Annotated in this window: 10 protein-coding genes; 6 read left to right on the forward strand and 4 right to left on the reverse strand. The window is 38.2% G+C overall.

The genetic code is table 11. From position 1 onward, the window contains the following. Entirely contained in the window at positions 1–666 is a 666-nt protein-coding gene (locus CBM24_RS06405) for an HNH endonuclease (RefSeq protein WP_088160579.1), read from the reverse strand. Then, on the reverse strand, positions 663–1,913 hold the full coding sequence (locus CBM24_RS06410; protein WP_088160580.1) for an AAA family ATPase: 1,251 nt from the start codon (positions 1,911–1,913) through the stop codon (positions 663–665). The genes CBM24_RS06405 and CBM24_RS06410 overlap by 4 nt, the downstream gene beginning before the upstream one ends. Before the next feature lie 195 nt (positions 1,914–2,108). On the opposite strand from CBM24_RS06410, the gene CBM24_RS06415 reads away from it, so the two are divergent. Further along, complete coding sequence (locus tag CBM24_RS06415; protein ID WP_262507983.1) at positions 2,109–2,762, forward strand: tyrosine-type recombinase/integrase; 654 nt, start codon at positions 2,109–2,111, stop codon at positions 2,760–2,762. Further along, positions 2,755–2,949, forward strand: coding sequence for a tyrosine-type recombinase/integrase (locus CBM24_RS27890; protein ID WP_262507984.1), 195 nt, complete (start codon positions 2,755–2,757; stop codon positions 2,947–2,949). The genes CBM24_RS06415 and CBM24_RS27890 overlap by 8 nt, the downstream gene beginning before the upstream one ends. A gap of 254 nt (positions 2,950–3,203) precedes the next feature. On the opposite strand, the gene CBM24_RS06425 is transcribed toward CBM24_RS27890, so the two are convergent. After that, positions 3,204–3,653, reverse strand: a complete 450-nt coding sequence (locus CBM24_RS06425; RefSeq protein ID WP_088160581.1) for a helix-turn-helix domain-containing protein — start codon at positions 3,651–3,653, stop codon at positions 3,204–3,206. A gap of 673 nt (positions 3,654–4,326) precedes the next feature. Here CBM24_RS06425 and CBM24_RS06430 point away from each other — a divergent pair. The 4 genes from CBM24_RS06430 (at position 4,327) to CBM24_RS06445 (ending at position 11,456) form a co-directional block, all read left to right on the forward strand. Beyond that, a complete protein-coding gene (locus tag CBM24_RS06430) occupies positions 4,327–4,701 on the forward strand; it encodes a hypothetical protein (RefSeq protein WP_088160582.1) in 375 nt (124 codons plus the stop codon). 125 nt (positions 4,702–4,826) lie between these two features. After that, positions 4,827–6,872 (forward strand): TlpA family protein disulfide reductase, encoded by a 2,046-nt coding sequence (locus tag CBM24_RS06435; RefSeq protein ID WP_157698388.1) that lies wholly within the window; start codon positions 4,827–4,829, stop codon positions 6,870–6,872. Beyond that, positions 6,872–10,084 (forward strand): SusC/RagA family TonB-linked outer membrane protein, encoded by a 3,213-nt coding sequence (locus CBM24_RS06440; RefSeq protein WP_088160584.1) that lies wholly within the window; start codon positions 6,872–6,874, stop codon positions 10,082–10,084. The genes CBM24_RS06435 and CBM24_RS06440 overlap by 1 nt, the downstream gene beginning before the upstream one ends. A 13-nt stretch (positions 10,085–10,097) precedes the next feature. After that, entirely contained in the window at positions 10,098–11,456 is a 1,359-nt protein-coding gene (locus CBM24_RS06445) for a RagB/SusD family nutrient uptake outer membrane protein (protein WP_088160585.1), read from the forward strand. Positions 11,457–11,515: 59 nt separating this feature from the next. Here CBM24_RS06445 and CBM24_RS06450 read toward each other — a convergent pair whose 3' ends face one another. Further along, positions 11,516–11,866 (reverse strand): hypothetical protein, encoded by a 351-nt coding sequence (locus CBM24_RS06450; RefSeq protein ID WP_157698389.1) that lies wholly within the window; start codon positions 11,864–11,866, stop codon positions 11,516–11,518. Between the last annotated feature and the right edge of the window lie 6 nt (positions 11,867–11,872).

Genomic DNA, 11,872 nt, shown 5'->3' on the forward strand with positions numbered 1-11,872 from the left:
TTAATTATCCAATGACACAGTTTGAGTTACACTCCCATTATCTTCAAAAAATTGCTTTAGTGTAAAGCTATATTCACTTCTATTGATAAAATCGTTAATTTCATTTAGAATTAGTGATTTTAGAGCAGGAATATTTTCAGAGTTTAATTTGTCAATTAGGTTTTTGAGTTCTTCTATTTTTTCTAACCTTTTATCTCTTAATTCCGTTCTATTAAGTTCTAATTGTCTCCAAGTAATTTCACCTCGTTTACTGTTATTTATATGTAAAATTATTGGTCCGAATGCTCGTAAATGTGTGTTTATTTTATCCTTATAAGGGTTAAGTATCATACATTCTTTTGATAAAAAATCACGTTTTTTGTTATTACACCAAAAACAACCGAAAGTTAAGTTATTCCAACTAAAGGTTAATCGAGGGTAAAGTGATTTCGGAATAATGTGTTCTATATCACCAGGATATATATGAGTTACTTTACTTTCACAATATGCACATTTCTCATTCGTCTCATCAATTAATGCTTGTTTAATATCAGGCTTGTTATATTTATTTTGCTTTGTTTTATCAATGACACTAGCTTGATAAAAATCAATCATTAAATCTTTTGTCCAATTATCTCCATTATTAATTAATGATTGAGGTTTAGCAGTTTTTTTTAATTCAATCATTTTTTGGTAATAAATTTAATAACTGATTCGCTTATATAATTTTCTAAACCTATTGCCGTGAGTTCTCTTTTTAATTTTTCAATATTTTCAGGAGTAACTCCTTCGTCAGAGTATTTATTTATTATTTCATCTAATTTATTATCAACCCATTCAGGAGTTGTTGATTCTATACCTAATACTTGTCTTAAAATTTCATTTGCTGTACCAGATTTTTCAATATTGTCTAAAATTTGTGAATAAACCTTGTTGTTTTCATTATATGTCAATGCATAAACATATGAGTCATTTACTGAAGAAATTATAAACGGATTATGCGATGCTACAATAAATTGAACATTTGGAAAAGCTTTTAAGAAATTAGGTATAAGTGTTTTTTGCATTTCGGGATGTAGATGATTTTCAGGTTCATCAAAAGAAACTATAAACTTTTTGTCAGACTCATCAAACATAAAAATTTGCCAAGCTAAATCTATTATAGACGCTATACCTCCTGAAACCGCATCTATACTAAAGTCACCTGATTCAGTTTCTAATACAACTTCAGGAATTCTTACAGACAAAGATTTAAAACCTAATTTAGGAGGCAAAACAGTTTTTAAAATTTTAATAAAATCTTCATAAATCTTAATTGATGCTTGATTAGGGGTTACTATTTGATTTCCATAACCTAGAGCTGCTAAAGAAATTAAAGTTTCTTTAATGTAATAAGTTTCTGTCTTGTCTGAATGACTTCCAAAATATCTTTGAACTTGTGAAGATCGATATTGGTCAAATGCTTGTCGTTTAGTAATTACTGAAGTACGTATATTTGGTACATTCTGATATTTATATATTGGTCTGTGAGATGGAATATTGAAACCATTCAGTTGTTGTTGATTTTCAATTTGAAGACCATATTGTGTATGAACTACATCTGGAATTAGTAGTCTAGCTATTATATTGTTTGAATAAGTTATAGATCCAATTTCTTGATGATTTTGATATTGAGAATAATTATTTGATGGAGTAGAAAATGTATTTTTAATTTTATTCCAGATTCCAGATAAATAGATTAAACCTCCTGTTTTTTTATCCTGTTTTGCTGTTCCAACAAGTAAATTTTGCCAACCAAAATGTTGGTTTATTATATTCAATATAGTAGTTTTTCCAGCACCATTTGCTCCAGTTAATATTGTAATTCTTGGATGTAGCTTAATATTTATGTTTTCATATTGTCTCCAAGAATTTATAGTAATTTCTTTTAGCATTTATTTGGGTTTTAAAATGTCGCCTAACATATTCTTTAGCGAAGCTAATATACAAAAATTTCGCCAATCCGCCTCTATAGACGCACTTCGCCTTACAGACCCAAAGACGATGTAACAGACTATATTTTAACATATTGACACAACATTAAATACCGTAAAGCGAAACAATTGATATGAATAAATCGTTATCTCTATATGGATAACGAAACTATACTGAAAACATTTGAAAAAAAGCTGACTACGCAAAGATATGCTAACAATACAGTTAAAGCATATAAAGATTATGCCCGTTTATTTCTCAAATATGTTGATAATTATCCCTCTTTAGAATCTATACCAATTACTATTATAGAATCCTTTATAAATGAAAAAGTTCAAAAAGAAAAAATCAGTATTTCCTATCAAAAAGGTTTAGTTGGAGCTATTAAGAAAATTTATGAATTGATACTGAATGAAAAAATTAAACTTGATTACTTATACCCTAAAAGACATTTAAACAAACTGCCAAAATTCTTTTCCAAAGAAGAGATCAGACTACTATTAGATAATACGGAAAACATTAAACATAAGGCCATATTAACAACTATATATAGCTGCGGACTACGCCTTAGTGAGTTACTAAACCTCAAAATAAAAGATATCCGATCATCTGATAAGATGATACGTATCAACCAAAGCAAAGGAAACAAAGACCGAATTGTTTCATTACCTGATAAGTTGCTAGATATTTTACGCGAATATTATCTAATTTATAAACCTAGCGACTATCTTTTTGAAGGAGAAAGAGGAAACCGATATAGTGAAAGAAGTGTTCAGCTTATTTTAAAAAAAATCATTATCAATGGCTAAGATCAAAACCGAAGGTACAGTCCATACGTTACGACATTCGTATGCTACACATTTAATTCAGTCCGGTATTGATATTCGAATTGTTCAGGAATTACTAGGTCATGAGAATATCAAGACTACCATGATCTACACACATATCACAGATATTGATAAGAAAAAGACCCCAAGCCCACTAGATTTTTTATAATTTCTAAGATAAACACTATATGAGACTACCCTAATCTAGACTTACCTATCTTAATATTAAGTTGAAAAATAAGTGATTTTTGTCCGAAATATGTCCGAAAACAGAAAAAGCCACTGAAAATCAGTGGCTTTTGTCGGGGTGGCAGGATTCGAACCTAAGACATCTTCGTCCCGAACGAAGCACGCTACCGAACTACGCTACATCTCGTTCGATATCTCAATAGCTCATTTAAAATACCTCCTTATAATAGCGGATCAATTTCCACCCTTCAACCTCTTTACCTCTTCTGCCAAATCAGCAACAACCTTCGTCAAATCCAAAATAGCTTTAGTCTTAACTTCATCGTCCTGAACTAATTTTTCTAAAAGGACAGTTAGTTTGGAACTCTCATTAAATATAGGTTGATGATTTTGATGAGCAACTGCATGATCTTTAAAATCATGATTATGTTGGATATTATAAATTGCATTATCGTCATTAAAATTTTTGATGAATTCGACAGTAACACCCAGTGCGGTGGCTAATTCTTCGAGCGTAGGTTCCTCAATGACGATTTGACTTTCGAGATCTGATATTTTCTGTTGAGAAAAATTACTTGGACACATTTTACCTAGTGCATCTTGCTTAATTCCTTGCATCCTTCGAAGCTTTGCTACGACTTCACCTTGTTTAATTTTTCTTTCATCTTGAAATACAACACCCATAATTATCAGATTAAAATAAGTCCGTAAAATACGGGTAAGTTACCCGTTTGTAACCAAAATCAAATTTGGTACCTTTGAAGTAAAGATACGATTATTTGTCGATAAAAAGAGCTTTATAAATAGTTTAAAGCCACTTTTTAAGTAAATTATTTGTCTTTTGTAATTAAAATAATAGATTTGCACCATCTTATAGGTGGATGCGCTTATGAGTCTTGTCAATGAAACCTGAGAAATTTCAATTTGGAACAAGGCGATAAGTGGATCAAAACGCCCGTCAGCAATGGCGTGGCGTCCGCTTACTCGTTCCAGGGCTTCTCAGGGCCTCATTGACAGTAGGTTGGATGTCACGCCATTGCTGCTTCTAATACCTGCTAGAAAAGACTCGTTATAAATAAACGAGTTATGAACAAAAAACAACAATCAAAGAACATCATCACTGCCCCCGAGTAGCTCGGCTGGTGTGGCCAAATAGGATTTGGCTTCTCTTTGCCATGGACCGCGTAACGCCAATATTATACACCTTTGTGACCCCTCATTCAAACGTAGTCTGGCACCCAGAATAAATTAATTTATTACTAATGTGAACTGAGTAACATCAGGCTCCCAATAAAAAGCTGATTTCGATCGGAGAGGGGATGCTATGTACTTTCGGTTAAAGATTACAGACTGAAAAATGAACAGAATTTTAGCGCTACAATTTGCTTTTGATCGAATGATTTATGATGTCCATAAGGTCGATTATGATCCTATAAAGGAAATTGAGGCATTCTGGAATCAATATGCCTTAGACGCTATTTCTGCTAATATCCTCCAGCTATTGAGCGCGTATCTTGATGGTGGCTTAGGAGAAAATAGGCTCCTAAAAGATGAGGAAATGCAGGAATTTGCAACTGCATTATATCGAATGTTGATAGCTTATTGTATCGTCTATCATCGCCATATAGAACTACGTAAAATGCAGCTGTCAGCAGAAGCTGAAGAGCGCATCGAAAAAGAGCTAGAATTGAGCAAAAAAGTCGCTGAGTTTTTCGGTAGGTTATCTGAGTAACCACTAACAAAAAAATAATGAATATCCTGAAATTTTTAGCCTTTTTAAGGGGCTATATAACCCATATATTTCAAGTACCTGTGAAGCACTACTTAAGCACAGATATAGTACTAATTACGCAAAATTTGCGTAAGAAAATTAGACAAGGAAAAACGTACTTTAAAGGTACTTCGATCCTGCTAAAAAAGCGCTGTACGAATGGCGCTCAAAACCTTCTAAAAAAAGCAGATCCTTCGGGCAGCCTTTGGGTTTTGTTCGAGGATCCTTCGACACTGCGTCGTACCAGCGTCGCCTCTTCTTCCGGAACGCTTCGACTGTTGTTCGACTGCGCTTCGGGTGGGAGTCGAAGCGTACTCGAAGCCCTGCCGAAGCCGAGCCGAAGAAGTGCCAAGCCTGTCTCGAATATGTCCCGAAGAAGTCTCGAAGCTGAGCCAAAGGCAAGTCGACGAGGGGAAGAGGAATTACCTTCTTCGGACTTTTGCCTGACCAACTTCGCCCCAACTTCTACCTTTCATGCTATTGGTATCGAATTTTCATCGGGATTTCATCGGGCCACACCGATCAAAACCCGATGCGGACTCGATGAAAAACCGATGAAATGTAAAAATTCGGCAGGAATTGCTCAAAAGATGGTCGAAGCTTTTCAGCAGATGGGAGATGGTCGATTGACGTATGGAGTAGAATTTGAACAATCTGTTTTAAGGTGCTTTATGTCGATCTGTAAGGCTTTTGTGTTGCGAGCTAATACTTTGCTTGGATCAGTAAGTTTAGTTGTTCAGCGGGCTTTAAAATACTTTTTATTCTTCGCAGATTATAAGCGTGCCTATCGCATGGTTTTGACATGCTTGTTTTTATGTTTAATTTCTATGTTTAGTTTATCAGCTCAGACGCCCCGCAAGGACAGCGGGGCCGATGGGCTCTCCAGTCTCGTTGCGCTAAAACCGGGCGATAAGATCCCGGATGCGGTATGGAACCAGTCGCTCGAACTGAGCTATTTTAATGGGAAAAAGAAAACAATCAAGTTCGCTGATCTGAAAGGGAAGCTTATTCTGCTGGATTTTTGGTCAACAGGCTGCCCAAGCTGCATTGAAGGAATTCCCGACATGGAATTGATCCAGCAGCGCTTTCAGGATAAGGTACAGGTTGTGATGGTTAACAGCAAGCGGAATAAGGATACACCAGAGCGGATAAAAAAGCGATTCAAGAAATATAAAGAGGACTTTAACTACACACCAGTATTGCCGACAATACTGAATGATACCTTGTTTACGTCGCTTTTTCCGCATAATACGTTGCCAACGATAGGGATTATCAATCCAGCGGGGCAATTTGTCCTCAATTCATACGCAAGTTCTATCACAGAGGATATTATCAAAGATTTTTTAAAAACTGGAGTGTCAAGCCGGTTTATAGAAAAATCGGAAATCCAAAATCCTGAACGGATAAACACACGGCCTTTGGTCGATACAACAGGACTTCTATTTTGCTCGGTGATGTCGGGTTATCGGGAAAATTATCTCGGGGTGTATCCCGCAGTGTCCTACAGCGAAGGAAATTCACTGTTTCAGGTGGGGAATTACTTTCTGAATACCTGTTATCAGCTAGCTTTTCCTGATGCGTTCAAAGGGGTGCAATCGAGTCTTTCCGTTTTTGATGATCGTATCACTAAGGAATTTATCGATCTGATGTACGATTTTAAAACAACAAAAGGACAGTTTTGGTATCAGCTCTACCTGCGCGATAGTATCACACAGGAGTTAGCATTCGATTATTTTAGAAATGCTTTGATTGAACGGTTTCATGTTGCTGTTGAGCGAAAAAAAGGTATTGTTGCTTCATACGCACTTTCGCTGGATATATCGCGTCCACTATGGAAAACCAAAGGCGGAATGTATATGAATAGTGTGGATAAAGGCAATGAATCTTTGATCATGCAAAATATGCCCCTAAACGGTGTGATTGGTTTTATCAGGTCTGTTTTGGATAAGCCGGTAATTTTTGAGGGTAAAAGTGCCGAACGGATTGATCTGCGTTTGCCGGGAAACTTTCTTGATCTGTCTATCAAACAAAAGATAGCTGCGCTGGAACAGTATGGCATAACACTTACACCAACACAATACAGTGGTGAATATCCTTATTTCTACACCGTATCTACTATACATACGAAGTAATGAAAGTGTTGTTGACAGCGCTTTTTACAAGCGTACTGTTTTTCATGGGCAAGGCTCAGGAAAAAATTTGGGTACAGGGTACAATTGTTTCAGCAAAAGATGGTAGGGAGCTAGTGGGAGCCTCTATCCGGAACAAGACCTTGCATAATCAGGCTGCAAGTTCACTGAAAGGAAAATTTGCTATTCAGGTAGGTAATCATAAAGATTCTTTAATGATCAGTTGTGTCGGTTTCGTGGATAGGACAGTGGCCGCCGGATTTTTTGAGAAGCATAAGATATTGGCTTTAAATGCTAAGGAGATTTATCTGGAAGAGGCTATTGTCAGCACCGGTTATCAGACATTGAAAGCCAATGAGGTGACAGGGGCTATTGATGTAGTCGATAATAAGATGCTCAGTCAGCAGGTGGGAACTAACATTCTGGATAGGCTCAATAACATGACAACAGCAATTCGTTTCGACAATCAGCCGATTCAAAATGCTGACCTGCAGAAACTGAATATCTCTGTTCGAGGTTTGAGTACAATTAACGGAAACCTGGATCCGCTCATTGTGCTAGACGGCTTTATCTATGAGGGGGATATCAGTAATATTGATCCCAATAATATTGAAAGTGTCTCCATACTGAAAGATGCTGCGGCGAGTGCCATATGGGGAGCCCGCGCTGGGAACGGTGTTATCGTCATGACTTCAAAAAAGGGCGCTTTTTCCAAAGAGCAGAACACAAAAATAACATTGTCAAATACAGTTATTTTGAAGGAAAATAGCGATCTAAATAAAATCTATCAACTCCAAAATGCGGATTTTATAGCAGTGGAGAAATATCTTTTTGAAAAGGGGTACTACGATTCGGAATTGCTATACCAGCCCTATCTGGCACAGTCGCCAGTGATCGACCTATTGGATCGACGTAAGCGCAACCTGATTTCACCGGCAGATTCGGCCAGCGGTATAGCTAAACTCATGGGGCAAAATGGAAGACAAAACTATATGGATGCTTTTTATAATGTACCATTTGTCAATCAGCACGCACTGAATATCTCGGGCGGGGGGACACGCAACTCGTATGGGTTTGGTATTGGATATACCGGGAATAAATCCGAACTGGATGCTTTCGATAGAAAGGTCAATATCCAGCTGTCCAATAGTTTCAGACCTACTGACAATTTACAGTTGGATCTTCAGGTGCTGTATACCAATCAGGATAGCAGAAAAGGCAAACCTGAATTCTCATCGTTAAGCTATAGCAGTATGCAGGCGCCATATCTTCAGTTTCTAAATGAGGATGGTGGTGAAATCCCATTTGAAAAGGAATATAGGGCCAGTTATCTGAAAGAAAACTATACAAGTGGTTATCTGCCATGGGAATACTATCCACTGTCGGAATACAAATATGCGAAAGACCGACGGCAGAATAATGAATGGTTTTCGAGCCTGAACCTGAAATATAAGGTATTGCCTTACCTACACCTGAATGTCGGTGGACAGATTCAGCAGCAGCGTACAGAAAATAACGAATTGAATACCTTGGAAAGTTATGAAGCACGTAAGTGGATCAATGAGTTTACAATCATCGGTACGGGTACCACAGCTACAAAATATAACATTCCACTCGGTGGTATAAAACGGTACTCCGCTGCTGAGGGCAGGTCTTACACGCTACGTGGTCAAATTGATTTTAACAAATCGATTGGTCGGCATCTGCTGGTCGGTATTCTTGGTGGCGAAGTACGGGAGAACAGATCGAACACAAATTCCTATACGGCCTATGGATACAATGAACTGCCGATGTCAAGCACTTCGGTAGATTTTGTAACTCGCTTTCCAACATTGCCGGATGACGGGATGCGGCGGATACCGGGAGCGCCGCAATTTTTTAAAAATGTAAATCGATTTGTATCACTTTATACCAATATAAGCGACCGATTTATGGACCGCTATGGCCTATCGATGAGTTTGCGTAAAGACGGCGCTAATATCTTTGGTGCATCGACCAATGATAAATGGTCGCCGCTCTGGTCCGTAGGCGGATCTTGGGACATTCATAAGGAGGCTTTCTTTAATCTGTCCCTGTTTGATTATCTAAAATTGAGGACAACCTATGGAACCAGTGGTAACGTCGATCTACGACGGTCGCCAGATCCAATTGCCTATATCGGTTCGGCAACTTATACCAGCTATCCAATGTATCAGATAAGTACCTTGAACGATCCCTTGCTAAAATGGGAAAGAGTGGCAACCACTAACTTTGGTCTTGATTTTTCAGTAAGAAAAGGAAGATTGTCCGGGCGTATTGACTATTATATAAAGAAAGGCAAAGATCTATATGGACTGAGCGAATACGATTATACGGCATGGGGCTTACAGGGTACAGTTGTCAAGAATTTGGCAGGAATGCGGGGAGAAGGTTTTGATATTGACTTAAATTCAAAGAATATAAGCGGAAAGGTCAACTGGGATACGCGAATGATATTAAGCCTGAATAGAAACAAAACAACGCAATATTACAATCTGCAAAACAGCGTCACATCCTTTCTCTCGAGCGGAAATACCATCACACCGATCGTCGGTAAACCACTGAACGCATTGGCTGCTTATAAATGGATGGGGTTGAATGAATTTGGGGAAGGGCAGGGCCTGCTGGATGGTCAGCTAAGTACAAACTATACCGCCATACGCAACCAGGCTAATGCGTCGCCGGAAGGAAATGAAAGTATCGTGTATTTTGGATCCTCCAAACCGCAGGTCTTTGGGAATATAATCAATACACTGACTTGGAAGTCTTTGATTTTTTCTTTCAACGTCAGTTTTAAGGGGGACTATTACGTCAGACGTCCTGTGACGTCCTATTTTTCATTGTTTGCTAACGGTACGGCCTACCCAGACTTTGATCAGCGATGGCAGCAGCCGGGGGATGAACAACATACACAGGTTCCTGGGATGAAATATCCTATAAAATCAATGTCGGATGCATTCTATCAATATGCTGATATCAATGTCTATAAAGGGGATCATCTGCGGCTGGAATATGTTTCGTTGACCTGGCAAAGTAAGTATCCCGTCGGAAATCGTGCATTTAATATGGGGCTGTCGGCAAACGCGGCCAATCTAGGGGTACTATGGCGTGCAAATAAGATTGGAATCGACCCGGAATTTCCGTACCGATTAAGTCCACCAAAGACATTTTCCATCGGGTTAAAAATTGATTATTGATCTAATAACGTAAATGATGAAAAGATTTCTTAACATATTGTGGCTAGGGGTAGTTGTTTTCTTCTTGCCCGCCTGTCAAAAATATTTAGAGGTACAGTCAAACTATGGTTTGGCTGTACCCAATAGCTTGGACGACTTACAAAAGCTACTGGATGATAGCCAGATCATGAATCTGAAGTTTCCTTCTTTTGGAGAAGCTTCGGCAGATAATTATTACCTGAGCCAATCCGCATATGATGCATTGATTGACTATGGTCAACAGACTTATATCTGGCAGAATGATCATATGAATTTCGGAAATGACTGGTCCTCCTCTTATAATACGATTTACAATAGCAATCTTGTGTTGGACCGTATAAAAAAGAGCAATCGAAATGAAGGTAATGCTAATCAATATGATGCCATTTATGCTTCTGCTAAATTTTATCGGGCGAGCCAATATCTGGCTTTATTATGGACCTATTCAAAAGCCTATACCCAAGATTCAAAAACAGATATGGGTATTGTGCTGCGGAACAGTCCGGATTTTCATGAGCAATCGTATCGGTCATCCATAGCGGAGTGTTATGAAAAAGTAATCACAGATCTGAAAGAATCTAGTCTTATGCTTCCTGAGAAAACCAGTCATGTCATGCGTCCCAATAAGTATGCGGCTTATGCTACATTGGCTCGTGCTTACCTATCGATGCAAGTCTACGATTCGGCCCATTATTATGTTGATTTAGCCCTAAAGTACAATGTTGACCTGCTCGATTTTAATAATTTATCGGAAGTGAAAATGACAGCGTCCTACCCATTTACGATTTTTAATAAGGAGACTTTATTCTATGCTGAATTATTAGTAAGTATCAATTTGACAAGTTCGCGCGCATTGACCGATACGCTCCTGTATCGTTCTTATGACAGTAATGATTTACGCAGGTCAGCATACTTCAAAGTAGCAGCCGATGGAACGACTACTTTCAAAGGCAGTTACGCAGGATCTTCCAAGATGTTTTCGGGAATAGCAATGGACGAACTGTATCTTATGCGTGCGGAATGCAATGTGAGAATGGGGAATGTAGAGGCAGGAATGGCAGACTTAAACCATCTACTCGGGTATCGCTATAAAACGGGCACATTTATTCCTTATGTGATAAAAAACAAAAGAGAAGCACTGGCTTTAATCCTAAAAGAGCGAAGAAAGGAATTGCTGTATAGGGGGCTAAGATGGATGGACCTAAAGCGGTTGAATGCAGAAGGAGGGGAGATTTCAATAACAAGAAAACTAAATGGGCAATTGATTACTTTAAAACCAAACTCCAACGCTTATGCACTTCCTCTTCCTGAAGATATTATTAGATTGACGGGAATGCAACAAAATCCGAAATAAAGAAAATGTAGATACAAATAGAGAAGGGGCAGTCCGATCGGACTACCCCTTTATTTCATTTATCCCCTATTGATTGGAGTAAATGTAGTTGAGCTGCTGCCACCGGTTCTAGATGGGATATAGTTTCCTCCAGAAGTTGCGGTAGCGCCAAGTTGAATCTTTGCTGGATTCAGCTGATCTGAAGCATTCAGATCAGATTCATCTACTACCTGAGAGCAAGCCATAACGTTTGCACTGTTACAGTCCTCATCATTGGGCGTGGTATTCCAACGCGAGGCATCTTTAACCTGATCCTCATCTTGAGGATCACCATGGAAGTAAATAGTCACAGGATCTAATTTTTTTCCTGCATAAGCCTCAGCACCTTTAAATGCTGAGAATCCGATAATCATGGCTCCTCCTAATATCATGTAGCC

The sequence above is a fragment of the Sphingobacterium sp. G1-14 genome (assembly GCF_002196555.1).
Taxonomy (GTDB): Bacteria; Bacteroidota; Bacteroidia; order Sphingobacteriales; family Sphingobacteriaceae; genus Sphingobacterium; species Sphingobacterium siyangense.

Excerpts from the sequence above, each read along its gene's own strand:
- CBM24_RS06450 (WP_157698389.1), bottom strand. The coding sequence starts at position 11,866 with ATGATATTAGGAGGAGCCATGATTATCGGATTCTCAGCATTTAAAGGT.
- CBM24_RS06425 (WP_088160581.1), bottom strand. The coding sequence starts at position 3,653 with ATGGGTGTTGTATTTCAAGATGAAAGAAAAATTAAACAAGGTGAAGTC.
- CBM24_RS06405 (WP_088160579.1), bottom strand. The coding sequence starts at position 666 with ATGATTGAATTAAAAAAAACTGCTAAACCTCAATCATTAATTAATAAT.
- CBM24_RS06410 (WP_088160580.1), bottom strand. The coding sequence starts at position 1,913 with ATGCTAAAAGAAATTACTATAAATTCTTGGAGACAATATGAAAACATA.
- CBM24_RS06445 (WP_088160585.1), top strand. The coding sequence starts at position 10,098 with ATGATGAAAAGATTTCTTAACATATTGTGGCTAGGGGTAGTTGTTTTC.
- CBM24_RS06440 (WP_088160584.1), top strand. The coding sequence starts at position 6,872 with ATGAAAGTGTTGTTGACAGCGCTTTTTACAAGCGTACTGTTTTTCATG.
- CBM24_RS06415 (WP_262507983.1), top strand. The coding sequence starts at position 2,109 with ATGGATAACGAAACTATACTGAAAACATTTGAAAAAAAGCTGACTACG.
- CBM24_RS27890 (WP_262507984.1), top strand. The coding sequence starts at position 2,755 with ATGGCTAAGATCAAAACCGAAGGTACAGTCCATACGTTACGACATTCG.
- CBM24_RS06430 (WP_088160582.1), top strand. The coding sequence starts at position 4,327 with ATGAACAGAATTTTAGCGCTACAATTTGCTTTTGATCGAATGATTTAT.